We start from the raw sequence: 17,034 nt of genomic DNA on the forward strand, positions 1-17,034 counted from the left end.
ATGGGTATGCCCATCGCCGGGCGGGTTGGCTCTCGTAGTTTGTAAAGGACGTGCGTCTGATGGTACAGAATAACAAGGTTTTGACCGTTTCATACGGAACCTTCTCATGCACTTTGGAAGGCTTTGACGATTCCTTCGAGACAATGAAGGCAATCGCAGAATATTTCCGCGACCTTGCCGCCGAGGATCGTTACTTCGGGTCAGAACCCCCGCAACCGGATGCCGAGATGCTGGCCCGCATCGCTCAGCGCGATGTCGCGCGCCGGGTGGAAGCCAGCCAGAATGACTCGGGCCTGCTGCTGCGTGCCACTGAACAACCCGCACCCGCCCCGATTGCCACCGCACCCACGCCCACCGCCGACCCTGAGCCTGTACCGTCTCAACCCGATCCGGTGGCTACCGAAGCGGACGAGGTCGAAGACGCGCCCACCCCCGCCGCCGACAGCATCGCCGCCAAACTGCAACGCATCCGCGCGGTCGTTTCCCATTCGGAAGAAAACACCGTCATCTATTCCGAGGATGAAGAAACGACCTTGATGAAGGCGGCGGCCGGACCGTCGGACGCTGTGGCCGCAGCATTCGAAGCTGGTTCGCTAACCGCCGAGGATTTGGGCGAAGCGTCCGATACCGAACCGCAAGAATCCCCGGAAGAGGCCGTGGCCGCGATCGAAGAAGCCTTGGCCGAAGATGAGATTGTCGAAGATGCGCCTGAAGAAACTGAGCAGGTCTTCGACGATACCCTGAGCACCGAATTCGGTGAACCTGCAGAAGAAGTCCAAGCAGCCCCAACCGAAGTCTCTGATGGTGAGCCGGAAGAAGAAATTCAGCCTGCCGCGATGGTTGAAGAGGCCGAGGAAGCAGCGCAAGAAGACCTGACACCCGAAGCCGATGCCATGGAAGAAAACGATCCCGTCAACCTGCTGCAGGAGGACGAGGAAGCCATGGATATGCCGGAGGACGACACCACCCAAGAGGAAGGGGTGTTGACTGCCGACGATGAAGAAGACCTGCTGAGCGAGATTTCGAATGTCGAGGCTTTTCTTGCCCGACGCGCGGCGGACTCTGCCTCGGATACCGGAAGCCTGGACCAGGACGTTTCGCGTCTTATGGACAAAGCCGATGTCCAGATGGAGGACCCGGCAACCACAGATCAGCGCGAGACATACTCGCACCTGCGCGCTGCAGTGGCCGCGACCGAAGCCGAGCGCAAGGACAAGCCAAAAGCCGAAGAAACATCTGATGACAGCGTCTATCGTGATCTGACCGCATCGGTCAGCCCACGCCGGCCGGACATTCAGGTCACCGGCACGCGCCCGCAATCAGATAAGATGGCCCCGCTGAAACTGGTCGCCGAGCAGCGTATCGACGCGGATGCCCCTGAGGCAGCCCCCGTCACGCCGCGCCGCGTGTCTTCATCTGAGGATGCTCAGGCGGGCGAAGAAGGCGGCTTTGCCCTTTTCGCACAAGAACAGGGCGCCCAGTCCTTGCCCGACCTTCTGGAAGCCGCCGCATCCTATCTGTCCTTTATCGAAGGTCAGGAGCAGTTCTCGCGTCCGCAATTGATGAACAAAATCCGGTCGCTCCAACAGGCGGATTTCAACCGCGAGGAAAGCCTGCGCTCATTCGGTCAATTGCTGCGCGACGGCAAAATCGAAAAAGCCGGTGGTGGCCGGTTTGCAGCCTCAACTGATATCGGCTTCCGCCCCGACGACGACGAACGCGCCGCGGGCTGATCGCCAAAAAAACTAAAACCAGAAGGGCCAGAGCAATTCCTCTGGCCCTTTTTTGAGCACTAAACTGAAAGTACCTAGCGTCCTGCTATGCTGCACCGCAGAATTATGCTAGGTTTGAACCAATACGCCAGGCACTTTTCCCTCGGTTCAAACAGAGGTCGCGCCATGTATGAACTTCCGATTCGCCGTCTGAGGCCCTATGACAGGCCCAAAATCGAAAGCCACTTCAAATCATTGGATAATGACGCACTGACATCGCGTTTCGGCGCGCCGGTCAGCACAGAATTCGTTGAAGCTTATCTTTCCGGTATCTTTGATGATGCGGCGTTGATTTTTGGGGCTTTCCCGGATTCACGACTGCGCGGCGTAGGGGAACTTCGGGCTGTTCCGGACAGCCTGAACTACGTAGCAGAGGTCGCGCTAACTGTTGAAACTGGCTGGCAAGACAGGGGCATTGGAGACGGGTTGCTCTCCCGCCTCCTTACCGCTGCACGCAATCGCGGGATCAACGAAGTCCACATGCTGTGCCTTGCCACCAACCAAAAGATGCGTCGTCTGGCAGCCAAGCACAAAGCAGAATTGAAACTAATCACAGGCCAGATCGAAGCAACACTGGCGACGCCATGGCCTTCACCCTTTAGCCTGGCTGAAGAAATCTCCGGAGAATACCATGCATTCGCCCGTGCAATTCTCAGTTGGCCTCGAAGGTGAGGTCGGTATTGACGGTCAATCTTGTGTGTTACCCGGGTCTTCCTTGCCAACACCCTTAAACACAAATTTGAACGGCAAAGCCCAGAGCACGCCCAGAACCACATAGACCAGAAGTTCTAACCAAATCGGCGGTCGATCAAGCCAGTTCACGACCGTCACAACCGCCACGATATAGGCTGGCAGTCCCACCAGCAGCAGAACCAGAGACCATCTACGCCGCGCCTTATAGCTAAGGCCCGGCTTTTCCTCGCTGCTCATCAGTCAGCAAACGGGTCGGTCACCAGAATGGTGTCGTCCCGCTCCGGGCTGGTGGACAAAAGGGCCACAGGGCATTCGATCAGTTCCTCGACCCGGCGCACATACTTGATCGCATTGGCAGGCAAGTCCGCCCAGCTACGCGCGCCTTCAGTGGATTCGCTCCAACCCGGCATGTCTTCGTAAATGGGCTTGCAACGCGCCTGCTGATCCGCAGCGGTGGGCAGGTAGTCCAGACGTTCACCGTCCAGATCGTACCCAACACAGATCTTCAAGGTCTCGAACCCGTCCAGAACGTCCAGTTTCGTCAGCGAGATGCCGTTCACACCACTGGTTGCACAGGTCTGACGCACCAGACAGGCATCAAACCAGCCACAGCGGCGCTTGCGCCCCGTGGTGGTACCGAATTCATGGCCCCGCTCGCCCAAGCGCTGACCGTCGGCATCATCCAGTTCGGTCGGGAACGGACCTTCGCCAACACGGGTCGTGTATGCTTTGACAATGCCCAGCACAAAATCGATCGATCCCGGCCCGATACCCACACCCGTTGCCGCCTGACCGGCAATCACGTTGGACGAGGTCACAAACGGATAGGTGCCGAAATCGATATCCAGCAAAGCCCCCTGTGCCCCTTCGAACAAAATACGCTTACCGGCCTTGCGCTTTTCGTTCAGCACTTTCCAGACCGGTGCGGCGAAGGGCAGGATCTCCGCCGCGACGTTTTTCAACTGCGCAATCAGCGCGTCGCGGTCAACCGGCTCGATCCCCAAGCCCTTACGCAGCGGATCATGATGCTGCAACGCCCGGTCGACGCGCGCCTCGAGCGTTGCCTCATCGGCCAAGTCAGCAACACGAACGGATCGGCGCCCCACCTTATCCTCATAAGCCGGGCCGATCCCACGACCAGTGGTCCCAATCTTGGTGCCCTTGCTTGCGGCTTCCTCGCGTGCCCGATCCAACTCGCCGTGAATTGGCAGGATCAAAGGTGTATTCTCGGCGATCATCAGTGTTTCAGGAGAGATATCGACACCCTGCGCGCGAATGGTCCCAATCTCCTTGAGCAGATGCCAAGGGTCCAACACAACACCATTGCCGATCACGCTCAGCTTGCCTCCTCGGACTACGCCGGACGGCAAAGCGTGCAGTTTGTAGACCTCGCCATCGATAACCAGTGTATGACCGGCATTGTGCCCACCCTGAAAGCGCGCGATCACGTCCGCCCGCTCACTGAGCCAGTCGACGATCTTGCCTTTTCCTTCGTCACCCCACTGGGCGCCGACAACAACCACATTGGCCATAACAGGTCCTTTTGCGCTGAGTAATCAAACTCGGCTCGTATAGCGATGTGTCAGCAACAGGGAAACCGATAATTCGCCGCAGCTTCGAACCGCGCTGCGCGCGGTGCCTCCAGCGGGGATATTTATAGCCAGATGAAGAGCGGATCCCCTGCTTCATCTGGCCCAAAATATCCCGGGGGAGTCGCCCGGAACGGGCGACGGGGGCAGAGCCCCCTACCCGGTTGCCAATTTGACTGGCTGTCCGTGCGGCGTAGTCAGATAGGCATTTTCCCAAGCTGCCAACACTTCGCTGATATCTTGCGCATCGGCCTCTCCGGCGTCTTCCAACAGGGTTTCAAGCGCGTCCAGCCACGCTCGAAAATAGTCGTCTCCGCCATCCAACTCTTTCGAAAGCCCCCGCCGCTTGAGTGTCGCGGAAAATCGGGTGGCCCAATCTGGCCATTCGAATCGGCCTGCTTCATTCAATGCGACAGTCACCGCGAAGACCTGTGCGTGCCAGGGCTCGGCGAAAACGGGTTCGGGCGCTGTGTGTGCGACGCAGTCGGTCATGCGGGCTCCAGATAGCTTTGCCAGAGATCCAGTACGACCTCGTCCTTTGGGTTTTCCGGGTTTGCCCAAAGTTCTGATGCCGCGAAGGCCACCGCGTAGAGGGGTTCGGGCGCTTCCCCTAATCCATGCGCGTTGGAATCAGGTAGAACATGTGTCCCATGGAGGCGCAATATCCGGCCTTGCGCACCGGCCGCGTAAATTGGCAGCCGAGTATGCCCACCGTCGATCAGGCGGTTGGCGGATGGGTGCGCCGTGCGAACGGCCTGTCCCGGCTGGAAACGCATAGCAACCTTGGACGGGCGGTCCGCAGGGCCGCCCTTGGCCAGCGCAGCGCTGACGTTCTCTGCTTTCAGGGCTCGCGACGCCAACGGATGGGGGGTGTCACCGTTCCCGCCTTTTAGGTCCTCCAACGTCAGGACACCCCGTTCAATCAAGAGGTCGGCCAAGCCCGAAATCCATTTCTCGTAGTAGGAAAACCGTGTGTAGTCCTTTGGTGACAGACGTTCGCGCGCATGGCGCGAGATGTCGATATTCCATTGCCCCAGGAAGCCAGCAGCCAAAGTTACGGCCAGAGCACGCCCATGCCATTCCTGCGGGAAAACTGGAGCATCTTCCGCCTCGGGGATAACTGAGCCATCCCCGAACCGCCCGCCCATATCGTGAACGCGGGTCATGCGGGCACCTTGGGAAGACCGGTGCCGATCATGCTGTCGCGGGTAACAAGGGCAGTCAGCTCGTCCTCGGACAGACTTTCTGTGCCTTCAGGACGCATCGGCAGAACCAGATACCGAATCTCAGCCGTTGAGTCCCAGACGCGAATGGCGGTGTCATCGGGCAGAGACACGCCGAAATCAGCCAGAACCTTGCGTGGTTCACGCACGGCGCGGGCGCGGTAGGCATCGGATTTGTACCAGCCCGGCGGAATACCCAGCAGCGGCCACGGATAGCAACTGCACAGGGTACACACGACCATATTGTGCAGCTCGGGCGTGTTTTCCACGACCACGATATGTTCGCCCTGACGCCCGTAAAACCCCAGATCGGCGACAACTGGCGTTGCATCTTCCAGCAAGGCGCGCTTGAACTCGGGGGCCGCCCAGGCCTTGGCGACAACGCGCGCCCCGTTCTGAGGGCCGATCTTGTTCTGATAGGTGTCGATGATTTCATCCAAAGCCGCCGGATCAATCAAACCCTTGCGGGTCAGAATCGTTTCCAGCGCCTTTACTCGAAGCGCAGGTTCCGGCGGCAACAGCGCGTGCGGGTGGCCGTGATCGTCATGTGGCATGGCCGCAGGTTGCGTCACGATCCGCCAGTCTGTCCAGTCCCTTTGACGTGATATCACACATCACCAGAGGTGATGGAAACTCGTGTCTTGCCCCCGGACCCAAACTTGCATAAGTACCACGCGATACACGCCACGCTGTACAGGACCACCATGGAAAACGTCGTTCTCATCATCCATCTTCTTCTGGCTTTGGGCCTGATCGCCGTCGTCCTGATGCAGCGGTCTGAAGGCGGTGGCCTTGGCATGGGTGGCGGTGGCGGTGGCGCCATGACCGGACGCGCTGCCGCAACTGCGCTGAGCAAGGTCACATGGATTCTGGCGGCGTGCTTTATCGTCACCTCGATCACGCTGACGATCATTGCGGCGCAGAAATCCTCGGGCAGCTCAGTCATTGACCGTTTGGGCGTCCCTGCCCCGGCCGCAACCGAAGAAAGCGCACCGGCGGTTCCGTCGGCGGATGATCTGCTGCCTCCGGCGCAGGGCGACAATGCGCCGCTGATCCCGCAAGCGGATTAAGCCACAAAACCTAGAAATCTGACAGAGAACTGCAACAGCATCTTGCGGTTCTCTTGCGCTATGGGCGCGAATCCTTTATATGTGAAGTCCCGTGATGCAGCGGTTTTTCGTAAACCGTCGGGCAGCTGATTTTGACGTCTCACGGGAGCTAGCCGAACAACATGGCGCGTTTTATTTTCATCACCGGTGGTGTGGTTTCGTCCTTGGGCAAAGGGCTGGCTTCGGCGGCTTTGGGCGCTTTGTTGCAGGCGCGGGGCTACTCGGTTCGCCTGCGCAAGCTGGATCCCTATCTGAACGTTGACCCCGGCACGATGTCGCCATTTGAACATGGCGAAGTGTTCGTCACCGACGACGGGGCCGAGACCGATCTGGACCTTGGCCACTATGAACGTTTTACAGGTGTTGCTGCGCGCAAGACCGACTCGGTGAGCTCGGGTCGGATTTACTCTAACGTGCTCGAGAAAGAACGTCGCGGAGACTACCTCGGCAAGACCATTCAGGTGATCCCGCACGTCACCAACGAGATCAAGGATTTCATCGCCATTGGAGAGGATGAGGTCGATTTCATGCTGTGCGAAATCGGCGGCACCGTGGGCGATATCGAGGGCCTGCCCTTCTTTGAGGCCATTCGTCAGTTCAGTCAGGACAAGCCGCGCGGTCAGTGCATGTTTATGCACCTGACACTGCTGCCCTACATCAAAGCGTCGGGCGAGTTGAAAACCAAGCCGACCCAACACTCGGTCAAGGAACTGCGCTCCATCGGTCTGGCGCCGGATATTCTGGTCTGCCGTTCTGAGGGCCCGATTCCGAAGAAAGAACGTGAAAAGCTGGCCCTGTTCTGCAACGTCCGCCCGGACAGCGTGATCGCGGCGCAGGACCTCAGCACCATCTATGACGCTCCGCTGGCCTATCACCGCGAAGGTCTGGATCAGGCTGTTCTGGACGCGTTCCAGATCAGCCCGGCCCCCAAACCCGATCTGGCCAAATGGGAAGATGTCAGCGACCGCATCCACAACGCCGAAGGCGAGGTCAAAGTTGCCATTGTCGGCAAATACACCCAGTTGGAAGACGCCTATAAGTCGATTGCCGAGGCGCTGACCCACGGCGGCATGGCCAACCGTGTCAAGGTCAAGGTCGAATGGGTCGATGCCGAGGTTTTCGACACCGAAGACGCCGCCCCGCATTTAGAGGGCTTCCACGCGATCCTCGTACCCGGTGGTTTTGGCGAGCGTGGGACCGAGGGCAAAATCAAAGCGGCGCAATATGCGCGTGAACATAAGGTGCCTTACCTGGGCATTTGTCTGGGCATGCAGATGGCTGTGATCGAGGCCGCCCGCAACGCAGCAGGCATCACCGAGGCCGGGTCCGAAGAATTCGACCACGAGGCCGGGAAAAAGCGTTTTGAACCCGTGGTGTACCACCTGAAAGAATGGGTGCAGGGCAACCACAAGGTCGAACGCAAAGTTGGCGACGACAAGGGCGGCACCATGCGTCTGGGCGCTTATGATGCGGTTCTGGCGGATGGGTCCAAGGTGGCCGAGGTTTATGGCGGCTCAAATATCGAAGAACGTCACCGTCACCGCTATGAGGTCGACATCAAATATCGGGATAAGTTAGAAAAAGCGGGCCTGAAATTCTCGGGCATGTCACCCGATGGCCGTCTGCCCGAGATTGTCGAATGGTCCGATCATCCATGGTTCATCGGGGTTCAATACCACCCCGAGCTCAAATCCAAACCGTTTGAGCCCCACCCTCTGTTCCGCGACTTCGTACGCGCTGCGAAAGAGACGTCGCGTCTGGTCTAAGTCACCTCAAAGTGAGGGGCGCTTTCGATTTTTCTGTTCGAAACGCCTTATTGCAGGGTTAACTGTCTTCAAATTTCAAGACAGGAGCCCTGCCATGACCGATCAAACCACCCGCGCCAAGACCTTTGCCGCCCTGCATCAAAAGGGCAATCCGGTGATCCTCTACAATATCTGGGACGCGGGCAGCGCCAAGGCCGTGCAGGACGCCGGGGCCAAAGCATTGGCCACGGGCAGCGCACCAGTTGCGATGGCGCAGGGTTTCGGGGACGGTCAGAACATTCCCATGGATTATGTGTTGGACAACGCTCGGCGCATCATCGGTGCGGTGGACCTTCCGGTGACGCTGGATTTCGAAGGGGCCTATGCCACGGATGCGCAGGGCATTTCGGACAACGTGCAGCGCGCGCTGGAAACCGGGGTCATCGGGTTCAATTTCGAGGATCAGATCGTCGGGACCAAGGACCTGTTTGACATCGAAACGCAGGCGACCCGCGTGGCCGCGATGCGCGCGGGTTGTGACGCCGCCGGTATCCCAGCCTTTGTCAACGCGCGGACCGATATCTTCCTTAAGGCGCAGCCGGACACCCATGACGGCGCGATGCTGAACGATGCCATCGCCCGAGCCAAAGCCTATGCTGATGCAGGTGCCAGCGGGTTCTTTGCCCCCGGTTTAAAGGATGAAGCAATGATCGGTCGCCTGTGTGAGGCCACGGATCTGCCGGTGAACATCATTGCACTGCCCGGCACTCCCGACACCGCAACTTTGGCCAAGCTGGGGGTTGCGCGGATCAGCTATGGCCCTGTGCCCTATCGCAAAATGGTGGCGTGGCTACAGGAACAGGCCACAGCGGCCTTGGGCTGACGCCCCGCCACGCAGGGCGACGCCCGGCAAAGAAATGTCAATTTGAGGCTATGACCTGTAGTCCGTGCTTGGCGGACTACAAAATATGGAATATCCTCACGCTATGTTGAAAAAGTTCTTTCAGGCCTTTCGCCCGCCCCAACACGATGCCCTGCCCGACCCCGATGCCGAATTGGCCCTTGGGGCTCTGATGGTGCGGGTCGCGCAAGCGGACCGGGACTATAAACTGGAAGAGATCAGCCTGATCGACCGCATTCTTGCGCGGCTCTATCAGCATAACGCGATCGAGGCCGCCAAGGTTCGCGCCACCTGCGAAAAGCTACACGCTGCCGCGCCAGAAACCGACACGTTCGGCAAGCTGATCCGCGAAACCACAGATCTGCACGAACGCCTCGCCGCGCTTGACGCCTTGTGGGAAGTCGTGTTGGCCGACGGAAAGTCAGATGAGGGAGAGATGAAAATCGTGGAAGAGGCCCGTATTTCGATGGGGCTCAGCTATAATGACAGCCAGACAGCCCGCGAACGGGTGCAAAGGCGCTTGGAAGAGGCTTAGGCCCAATCTATATCTGACCCATGTTCAGTGATTTCTTGTCCCGGCTCACGCAGCCCCAGCCCGACCCACTTGTCGATGATGATGCCCGCCTTGCCCTAACGGCGCTGCTGGTGCGCATCGCGCGGTCTGACAATGACTATGCCGACAGCGAAATGGCGCGAATCGACCGAATTTCCGCCGAACGCTATGGCCTGTCCCCGTTCGAGGCGGCCGGTCTGCGCGCCCGCGCCGAAGACCTTGAGTCCGAGGCCCCCGATACCGTGCGCTTTACCCGCGCCATCAAAGAAGCCGTGGCTTATGACGACCGTCTGGCCGTCGTACAGGCGCTCTGGTCTGTAGCGCTGGCTGATGGGCACCGCACCGGCGAGGAGGACTCGCTGCTACGACTTGTGGTTAGCTTGCTTGGCGTCAGCGATGTGGATTCTGCGCTGGCCAGACAAAAGGCCGCCAAGTCGTGATTGCGATGCTGGGCATGTACGACATGCCCGGCCTGCGGCCTGCCCACGACCGCTTTTGGACCCTGATCCGAGACAATCTGGGCTATGGACCTGTCGAACTGACCCGCGATGTCGACGCCTGGGAGGTTTGGCAAAGCCCTGACCTGTTGTTCGCGCAGACCTGCGGAATGCCCTATCGCACCCATTTGCAAGATCAGGTGCAGCTGGTAGGAACACCGGATCATGGGCTTTCGGGATGCCCACCGGGCCACTATCGTTCGGTTTTTGTGGCGCGAACTCAGGACCCGCGCGACTTGACCGAGCTATCACGTGGTGTTTTTGCCTATAATGAGCCGCTTTCTCAGTCTGGATGGACCGGACCTTTGGTACACCTGGAGGCTTTGGGCCTACGCCCGATGTCTGCTTTGGAAACAGGCGCACACGCCAACTCAGCGCGCGCTGTTGCCGACGGTCTGGCCGATTTCGCAGCGCTGGATGCGCTAACCTGGTTGATGCTGAAGGAACACACCAAGCTGGGAACCGCATTGCGGGATGTCGAGGCAACAGCTCCCACTCCGGCGCTGCCTTATATCACATCGGGCACTCAAGATGCGGCCGCCATAACTCAAGCTGTTCGGCGTGCGATCAACGCCTTATCCCCGCGCGACCGCAATGCATTGCACCTTTTGGATCTGATAGAGATACCGGCCCGCGACTATCTAGCCATCCCCAACCCTTCGCAGGATGCTGCCAAGCTGCTCAATCCCTGACCGATTCGACCAGAACGTCTGGTCAATTTGACGGTTTCGGACCTCATATATGTCATTTGCGCATTGCATTAGGCTGATTTTTAAGCCCTAGTACCGCACCAACACCAATAACACTCAGGTCGCCCGTGACAGATTCCACTCCGGTCATCGAGATCAAGAACCTACACAAAAGCTTCGGCAATCTTGAGGTGCTGAAAGGGGTGGATATTACGGCCAGACGCGGCGATGTCGTATCGCTGATCGGCTCATCCGGGTCCGGAAAATCTACACTACTGCGCTGCTGCAACCTGTTGGAAGACAGCCAACAGGGCGAAATCCTGTTCAAAGGAGAACCGGTTCAGTGGAGCGGTTCGGGCCACAACCGCCGCCCCGCCGACCCCAAACAGGTCCTGCGCATCCGCACCAATCTGTCGATGGTGTTTCAGCAATTCAACTTGTGGTCCCATATGACCATCTTGCAAAACGTGATGGAGGCCCCCGTCACCGTTTTGGGCCGCGACAAGGCCGAAGTTGAGGACAGCGCCCGAAAATACCTGGAAAAAGTGGGCATTGGCGACAAATGTGATGTCTACCCGGCGCAGCTTTCGGGCGGGCAGCAGCAACGCGCCGCCATTGCACGCGGGCTTTGCATGGAGCCCGAGGCCCTGCTGTTTGACGAGCCCACCTCGGCGCTGGACCCCGAACTGGAACAGGAAGTGATTAAGGTGATCAAGGATCTGGCTGCCGAAGGCCGCACCATGATCATCGTGACCCACGACATGAAGATGGCTGCTGATATCTCTAGCCATGTCGTCTTTCTGCATCAGGGCCTCATCGAAGAAGAAGGCCTGCCGGAAGATATCTTCACCACCCCTGAATCCGAACGGCTTCAGGGCTTTCTATCCGCCACTATGGCGGCATAAATTCAGGACAGAACTAAACTGGGGAGTAACCAATGAAAAAACTGATTCTGACCACTGCGGCCTTGGCGCTGAGCGCCGGCATGGCCATGGCGGACACCGTTCGTCTGGGCACCGAAGGCGCCTATGCGCCGTGGAACTTCGTCAACGACGCTGGCGAAATCGACGGGTTCGAGCGTGAACTGGGCGATGAGCTGTGCAAACGCGCAGGTCTGGAATGCGAGTGGGTCAAGAATGACTGGGATTCGATCATTCCGAACCTCGTCTCGGGCAACTACGACGCAATCATCGCCGGCATGTCGATCACCGATGAGCGTGACGAAGTCATCGACTTTACCCAGAACTACACGCCGCCGGATCCGTCGGCCTATATCGCCATGTCTGATGGCGTGGACCTGGCTGGTGGTGTGATCGCCGCCCAGACCGGCACGATTCAGGCGGGTTATGTGGCCGATTCCGGTGCAACTCTGGTTGAGTTCGCCAGCCCCGAGGAAACCATTGCTGCTGTGCGCAACGGCGAAGCGGATGCAGTCCTTGCTGACCGGTCGTTCCTGGCACCCTTTACCGAAGATGGCTCGGGCCTGCTTTTTGTGGGTGACGACGTTCCGCTGGGCGGCGGTGTCGGAATGGGTATCCGCGAATCCGATGGTGAGCTGAAAGAGAAGTTCAACGCGGCCATCCAGTCCATGAAGGACGATGGCAGCCTGAACGCGCTGATCACTAAGTGGGAAGTGTCCTCGACCTTCTGATAAACTCTGCGGCGCGCCTTACTTAGGGCGCGCCGCCTCAGAGCCCTTGCAAGTCAAAGAGGCCCGCCATTTTCTCGTTCTGCACCGATCCCGAAACACTCGGCACGTTCCGTTGGTTTGCCTGTTACCTGACCAACGGTGTGCATTGGCTGTTTTATCTATCCTTCTTCAAGGTCCTGCTGCTGCTGGCGATCACCGCCCCGGTTGCATTGGGGTTCGGCTTTCTGGGGGCCATGGCCGCGCGGTCACATTTTCCACCGCTTGCCATGTTGGGCAAAGGCTATATCGCCATCGTTCGCGGTGTGCCGGATATCGCGTTCTTCATGTTCTTCGTGATAGCGCTGGATCAGGCATTCGAATGGACGCGCCACAAGATTCTTTGCCCCGAATGGACTGACCCCGTTCGACAGGGCAATGATTTCATCGTTTGTCAGGCCGCCAAACTGCCGCTTGGAACTGCACCCGAATGGGTTCACGAGACCTATGGCTTTTTCCTGGCCGTTATTACTTTTTCAATCGTGTTTGGCGCATTTGCCGCCAATGTTCTGTTTGGCGGCATGCGCGCCGTCCCGCATGCGCAACTGGAAACCGCCGAAGCTTACGGTATGACCCGCCGCCAGACATTCTGGCGCATTCTGGTACCACAGATGTGGGTCTACGCCCTGCCCGGCCTGTCTAACCTTTGGATGGTGCTGATCAAGGCCACACCGTTGCTGTTCCTGCTGGGCATCGAAGACATCGTCTATTGGGCCCGCGAACTGGGGTCGTTCAAAAACCCGAAATTCACCCAATACCCGCACGGCGACTGGCGTATGTGGTACTTCCTTGCTCTGCTCGTGTTTTACCTGGGCATGACCCGCGTCTCGGAAATCGGCCTTGAACGGTTGATGCGTCGCCTGTCGCACGGACAAGCCACCGCAGGCGGAGAGCTTCTGCGCAAGGAGACCACCGCATGAGCTGCATCCAGACCATCCAGGACTATGCGCTTCGCTCGGTCGGCATCGGTGAACGCCTTCTGCCGCGCAATGATTTTACACTATGCGAGCAATTCACCCTGATCGGTTCGGGCATGATCTGGAATATTTATTTCGGGATCATGGCGCTGGCGACCGGGTTCTTTCTGGCTACAGCGCTGGCCGTTGGCAAAGCGTCAAGCAAGAAATGGCTGCGCAAACCGTCCGAGTGGTTCATTTTCCTGTTCCGGGGATCTCCTCTGTTCATCCAGTTTTTCTTTGCCTACTTCTTCTTCCTGTCCCTCAAGCAGAGTTTTCCCTTCTTCGACGCACTGACCTCTGCCTGGCTGGGAGCGTTGATCGTGTTGTTCTGCAACACCGCCGCATATTCAGGCGAGATCTTCTATGGTGCCCTACGCTCGATCCCCAAGGGCGATATTGAGGCTGCAGACGCCTATGGAATGACCGGCTGGTCGCGGTTTCGCCGTATCATTTGGCCGACCATGCTGCGGCTTGCCTGGCCTGCCTACACAAATGAGGCAATCTTTTTGTTCCACGCCACCACGCTGGTCTTCTTCTCGGCCTTCCCAGTCTGGCAACAACGAGGCGATGCGCTTTATTACGCGGGCTATTTCGCGGACAAGACGTTCAATCCGTTCATCCCCTACCCTATTCTGGCCTTCTATTTCATTCTGCTGACTCTAGTGGTGATCTGGGGCTTTGGGCTGGTGAACAAACACCTAAACCGGCACCTGCCCGTGGCCAAACGCAGCAAGATGAAGTTGAGACTAAATCTGGCCCGCTGAGACACAGCATTCCTGTCGCGGGCTTTGATGCGGTTCTGGCAGTGGTCCCGAAAGCACGCCACCGCAGAGCGGCCCCGCAGCTTCGCCGGCCAACACCCCGAGGCGTTTCTTCGTGAAGCTCAGAACTTGGAATTTTGATACCACCAAGCCCTTCCGCAGCCTTTGCACCTGTGCTGCCCTGGCGCTTGTCATCTCGGCTCCGTTAACAGCGGCGCTGATGCTGGTATCGTCCATTCCGTTCCTCGTCGGCGAGTCTCAGGCCGGCCCGGTTGTTACACTAGCCTATGTCGGGCTGTCGTTTCTAATGGCAGTTTTTACCCTGCCTTTCATGTTGCCGCTGATATTCTCACTGGTGCCATTCACGGCTCTGTTCCCTCTGGCGGGCGCGGCCCTGTCCTTTCCTTTGATCCGACACGGCCGGATCAAGAAACAGCCGCTCCTGTGGATCTGGGTTGCGCTTTGGCTGATCACCTTCTTTGCAGGAATTCTGTCTGGTAAGATCTCGGTCTAAGGAAAAATCGCCGCCGCGAACGGCAATGCACATGCATTCAGCCGGACAAGCAGCCTTGTAGTTATTCAACCGATGATGAGGGAGATGGTACCGCCTCCCTGGCTTGAACAGGGGACCTCTGGATCCACAATCCAGCGCTCTAACCAACTGAGCTAAGGCGGCACTCGTGAGGGGCGATGTACCGAACGCGCCGAGGGAATGCAAGAGGATTAAAGCCGAATTTCCCAGCTTTGTTCGACAAGATCGACCCCGAAAGAATGCACCGGTTTGCTACCCGTCAATTGCCATCCCGTCGCCTGATACAGCGCGCAAGCGGCACGGTGGCTTTCGTGGGTCCATAGCGACATTTTCTCAAACCCAGTGTCGCGGGCGTGGTCCATACAGGTATGCAGCAAGCGCTTACCCAAACCTTTTCCACGCGCCTCGGGCATCAGAAAGAACAGGCGCAGTTTTGCAGTGGTCTCATCCAGTCGTACGCAGAAGATACTGCCCAGAGGGACGCCGGCCTGTTCCGCGATCCAACCGCGATCACAGGAGGGATCATGGGTTGCCACAAACTCATCCAGTATCTGCTGCACAAGGCGCGCAAAGCTTTTGTCGAACCCTTCATCGCGCTCGTAAAGAAGGCCGTGCTGCGCGACCAGCCACGGAACGTCTGATGGGTGAAAAAGTCTGATCACCGTGTCGTTCATTCCTCATCTGACCCGATCAGCGGCTTGATTCTCAAGTCTTTGCGCGCTAGCACAAACGCTCATCCCCGGAGGCGCAAATGGGTATCAACACCGAACGTGACATTCAGGCCAACCTGCAAATCGGCCCGACCGACCAAGGCATGGTGCGCCTGTTCATCGAGGCTGATGGCGTCGAGATTCCGATGGATTTCGAACCCGACGAGGCTGAAGAAATCGCCGAAGAGATTCGTGCTGCCGCGCAAGCCGCGCTGGCGGTGAAAGGCTAACGCGCTAAAGCCTTGGGTCTCGCAATGCGTGCAGCCTTCGGGCGGCATCGGTTGCAAATTTCTGGATCATCTTCTTCCGGCGCGCCGGAGCCAGCTTATCCTCTGGGGCCATGCGCACGATCTCGGCGTCATAGGCGTCGGCGATGATCAGACCAGTCTCGGCAGGCAACAGCTCGGTCGGGAACTCGGTATCCACGGCCCAGAAGAATCGGTCGCACCACTCCAAATAGCCCTGCCACTTGGAATCCGATTGGTAATCCGCCCGGCTGGATTTGCATTCCACTACCCACAATTCACCCTTGGGGCCCAACCCCATAACGTCCACACGCAACCCGCGCGCCGGCACGAATTCCTCAACAGAAACAAAACCATGCGCGCTGAGATGACGCGCCACGCCGCGTGCTAGCTTCTGGCCGGGTTGTAGATCCAATGTCATTGGGAAAATGTGAACAATTCATGAACAAATTGCAAGGGTGAGATTGCTGTTGACATGATACCATATGGTATCAAATAAATATGAAACCTAATGGTATCGGATATGAGGAAACGGATGCCTGACCAAATCCAAAACGCGTTTCGCGCGCTTGCGGACCCCACGCGCCGGGACATCGTTCAGATGCTTGCATCGCAGGATATGACAATCGCGCAACTGACAGATTGCTTCGACATGACCCGAGCGGCCGTCAAAAAACACCTGACCGTGTTGTCGGACGGAGGCCTCATCCAGGTCGAAGCTCGGGGGCGAGAACGCATCAACCGTCTTGAACCCCAGGGAATGGCCCCTGTTCTGGATTGGTTGAGCTTCTTTGATCAGTTCTGGGACGAGCGCCTGCGTAACTTGAAAGAAGCCATTGAGAGGAAAGAGACATGACCAACGCAGTTTTGCAAAAGACCATCTTCCTGCGCGCTGAGCCGGACACTGTCTGGGCCTATCTGACCGAACCGGAACGCCTTGCCGAATGGTTTCACAAGCCCGAACGCCCACTGGCAGCAGGACAAAAGCTTGAGATGTTCGGAACCACAAGCGGCGATCTGTTGATCTGGGGAGAGGTGCGCGAGGCGCGCAAGCCGCAGTATCTTGAATATACCTTCACGGTAAAACCGATGGGAGACGTTGTCAGCGTGGTCAAATGGACGTTGGAGCCCGTAGACGGCGGCACGCGATTGTCCTTGAAGCACGAAGGCCTGCCGCAGGGCGCCCAGGCTTTCGACCTAATCCTGGCCCTGGACAACGGTTGGGACGAACATTTTGGCAAGATGCGCAAAGCTCTGCACGAAACTGTTGACGCTTAACCCCTTGTGCCAGCCCGTCAGACGCCCTAACTAAGCGCTTGGCGGGTTCTGCCCTTCTTGTGACTGGTAGCATTCTGGTGGCCTTAAGCAA

23 protein-coding genes and 1 tRNA gene are annotated in these 17,034 nt (G+C 58.2%); 16 read left to right on the forward strand and 8 right to left on the reverse strand.

Going from position 1 to position 17,034, the window contains the following annotated elements; all coding sequences use genetic code 11:
- Positions 1–59: 59 nt before the first annotated feature.
- Positions 60–1,733 carry a hypothetical protein gene (locus ACR0CA_RS06055; protein WP_480897784.1) on the forward strand — a complete coding sequence of 558 codons (1,674 nt, stop codon included), beginning with the start codon at positions 60–62 and terminating at the stop codon, positions 1,731–1,733.
- 165 nt (positions 1,734–1,898) lie between these two features.
- Complete coding sequence (locus ACR0CA_RS06060; RefSeq protein WP_480897785.1) at positions 1,899–2,444, forward strand: N-acetyltransferase family protein; 546 nt, start codon at positions 1,899–1,901, stop codon at positions 2,442–2,444.
- Between the two features lie 15 nt (positions 2,445–2,459).
- Here ACR0CA_RS06060 and ACR0CA_RS06065 read toward each other — a convergent pair whose 3' ends face one another.
- The 5 genes from ACR0CA_RS06065 to nthA form a co-directional block, all read right to left on the reverse strand.
- On the reverse strand, positions 2,460–2,702 hold the full coding sequence (locus tag ACR0CA_RS06065) for a DUF2842 domain-containing protein (protein WP_170784346.1): 243 nt from the start codon (positions 2,700–2,702) through the stop codon (positions 2,460–2,462).
- A complete protein-coding gene (locus tag ACR0CA_RS06070) occupies positions 2,702–3,997 on the reverse strand; it encodes an adenylosuccinate synthase (protein WP_170784345.1) in 1,296 nt (431 codons plus the stop codon). Before ACR0CA_RS06070 ends, ACR0CA_RS06065 begins: the two co-directional genes overlap by 1 nt.
- 213 nt (positions 3,998–4,210) lie before the next feature.
- A complete protein-coding gene (locus ACR0CA_RS06075) occupies positions 4,211–4,546 on the reverse strand; it encodes a nitrile hydratase accessory protein (protein ID WP_237215747.1) in 336 nt (111 codons plus the stop codon).
- Complete coding sequence (gene nthB, locus ACR0CA_RS06080; protein WP_170784344.1) at positions 4,543–5,220, reverse strand: nitrile hydratase subunit beta; 678 nt, start codon at positions 5,218–5,220, stop codon at positions 4,543–4,545. Before nthB ends, ACR0CA_RS06075 begins: the two co-directional genes overlap by 4 nt.
- Positions 5,217–5,831 carry a nitrile hydratase subunit alpha gene (nthA, locus tag ACR0CA_RS06085; protein ID WP_480897884.1) on the reverse strand — a complete coding sequence of 205 codons (615 nt, stop codon included), beginning with the start codon at positions 5,829–5,831 and terminating at the stop codon, positions 5,217–5,219. The genes nthB and nthA overlap by 4 nt, the downstream gene beginning before the upstream one ends.
- 150 nt (positions 5,832–5,981) lie before the next feature.
- Here nthA and secG point away from each other — a divergent pair, with 150 nt between their 5' ends.
- The 11 genes from secG (at position 5,982) to ACR0CA_RS06140 (ending at position 14,692) form a co-directional block, all read left to right on the forward strand.
- The gene (secG, locus tag ACR0CA_RS06090; RefSeq protein WP_170788438.1) at positions 5,982–6,347 is read left to right on the forward strand and encodes a preprotein translocase subunit SecG; all 366 of its coding nucleotides are present in this window, start codon (positions 5,982–5,984) and stop codon (positions 6,345–6,347) included.
- Between the two features lie 161 nt (positions 6,348–6,508).
- Complete coding sequence (locus ACR0CA_RS06095; protein WP_170788437.1) at positions 6,509–8,152, forward strand: CTP synthase; 1,644 nt, start codon at positions 6,509–6,511, stop codon at positions 8,150–8,152.
- 94 nt (positions 8,153–8,246) lie between these two features.
- Positions 8,247–9,014: an isocitrate lyase/PEP mutase family protein gene (locus tag ACR0CA_RS06100; RefSeq protein WP_480897788.1), complete on the forward strand. Its 768-nt coding sequence runs from the start codon at positions 8,247–8,249 to the stop codon at positions 9,012–9,014.
- A 103-nt stretch (positions 9,015–9,117) separates the two neighbouring features.
- Positions 9,118–9,567 (forward strand): tellurite resistance TerB family protein, encoded by a 450-nt coding sequence (locus ACR0CA_RS06105; protein WP_170769836.1) that lies wholly within the window; start codon positions 9,118–9,120, stop codon positions 9,565–9,567.
- 20 nt (positions 9,568–9,587) lie between these two features.
- Positions 9,588–10,025 carry a tellurite resistance TerB family protein gene (locus ACR0CA_RS06110; RefSeq protein ID WP_170769364.1) on the forward strand — a complete coding sequence of 146 codons (438 nt, stop codon included), beginning with the start codon at positions 9,588–9,590 and terminating at the stop codon, positions 10,023–10,025.
- A 5-nt stretch (positions 10,026–10,030) separates the two neighbouring features.
- Positions 10,031–10,774 (forward strand): phosphate/phosphite/phosphonate ABC transporter substrate-binding protein, encoded by a 744-nt coding sequence (locus ACR0CA_RS06115; RefSeq protein WP_174819334.1) that lies wholly within the window; start codon positions 10,031–10,033, stop codon positions 10,772–10,774.
- A 125-nt stretch (positions 10,775–10,899) separates the two neighbouring features.
- A complete protein-coding gene (locus ACR0CA_RS06120) occupies positions 10,900–11,676 on the forward strand; it encodes an ABC transporter ATP-binding protein (RefSeq protein WP_170769362.1) in 777 nt (258 codons plus the stop codon).
- 32 nt (positions 11,677–11,708) lie between these two features.
- Positions 11,709–12,422 (forward strand): transporter substrate-binding domain-containing protein, encoded by a 714-nt coding sequence (locus ACR0CA_RS06125; protein ID WP_170769361.1) that lies wholly within the window; start codon positions 11,709–11,711, stop codon positions 12,420–12,422.
- Positions 12,423–12,490: 68 nt separating this feature from the next.
- Positions 12,491–13,378 (forward strand): ABC transporter permease, encoded by an 888-nt coding sequence (locus ACR0CA_RS06130; protein ID WP_170769835.1) that lies wholly within the window; start codon positions 12,491–12,493, stop codon positions 13,376–13,378.
- Positions 13,375–14,181, forward strand: coding sequence for an ABC transporter permease (locus tag ACR0CA_RS06135; protein ID WP_170788435.1), 807 nt, complete (start codon positions 13,375–13,377; stop codon positions 14,179–14,181). The genes ACR0CA_RS06130 and ACR0CA_RS06135 overlap by 4 nt, the downstream gene beginning before the upstream one ends.
- Positions 14,182–14,293: 112 nt before the next feature.
- Positions 14,294–14,692, forward strand: a complete 399-nt coding sequence (locus tag ACR0CA_RS06140; protein ID WP_480897790.1) for a hypothetical protein — start codon at positions 14,294–14,296, stop codon at positions 14,690–14,692.
- An 85-nt stretch (positions 14,693–14,777) separates the two neighbouring features.
- On the opposite strand, the gene ACR0CA_RS06145 is transcribed toward ACR0CA_RS06140, so the two are convergent.
- Together ACR0CA_RS06145 and ACR0CA_RS06150 are read right to left on the reverse strand one after the other, a co-directional pair.
- Positions 14,778–14,854: transfer RNA gene (locus tag ACR0CA_RS06145), tRNA-His, on the reverse strand.
- A 47-nt stretch (positions 14,855–14,901) separates the two neighbouring features.
- On the reverse strand, positions 14,902–15,384 hold the full coding sequence (locus ACR0CA_RS06150; RefSeq protein WP_480503056.1) for a GNAT family N-acetyltransferase: 483 nt from the start codon (positions 15,382–15,384) through the stop codon (positions 14,902–14,904).
- 77 nt (positions 15,385–15,461) lie between these two features.
- On the opposite strand from ACR0CA_RS06150, the gene ACR0CA_RS06155 reads away from it, so the two are divergent.
- Positions 15,462–15,650 carry a DUF6324 family protein gene (locus tag ACR0CA_RS06155; RefSeq protein ID WP_170769357.1) on the forward strand — a complete coding sequence of 63 codons (189 nt, stop codon included), beginning with the start codon at positions 15,462–15,464 and terminating at the stop codon, positions 15,648–15,650.
- Between the two features lie 4 nt (positions 15,651–15,654).
- Here the strand turns inward: ACR0CA_RS06155 and ACR0CA_RS06160 are convergent, their stop codons facing one another.
- Complete coding sequence (locus ACR0CA_RS06160) at positions 15,655–16,086, reverse strand: MmcB family DNA repair protein (protein ID WP_170784335.1); 432 nt, start codon at positions 16,084–16,086, stop codon at positions 15,655–15,657.
- Between the two features lie 114 nt (positions 16,087–16,200).
- Between ACR0CA_RS06160 and ACR0CA_RS06165 the strand changes: the two genes are divergently transcribed.
- Together ACR0CA_RS06165 and ACR0CA_RS06170 are read left to right on the forward strand one after the other, a co-directional pair.
- The gene (locus ACR0CA_RS06165) at positions 16,201–16,521 is read left to right on the forward strand and encodes an ArsR/SmtB family transcription factor (RefSeq protein ID WP_480875103.1); all 321 of its coding nucleotides are present in this window, start codon (positions 16,201–16,203) and stop codon (positions 16,519–16,521) included.
- Positions 16,518–16,943 (forward strand): SRPBCC family protein, encoded by a 426-nt coding sequence (locus ACR0CA_RS06170; protein ID WP_480897791.1) that lies wholly within the window; start codon positions 16,518–16,520, stop codon positions 16,941–16,943. Before ACR0CA_RS06165 ends, ACR0CA_RS06170 begins: the two co-directional genes overlap by 4 nt.
- Positions 16,944–17,034: the final 91 nt, after the last annotated feature.

It is taken from the genome of Ruegeria sp. F12 (assembly GCF_056533885.1).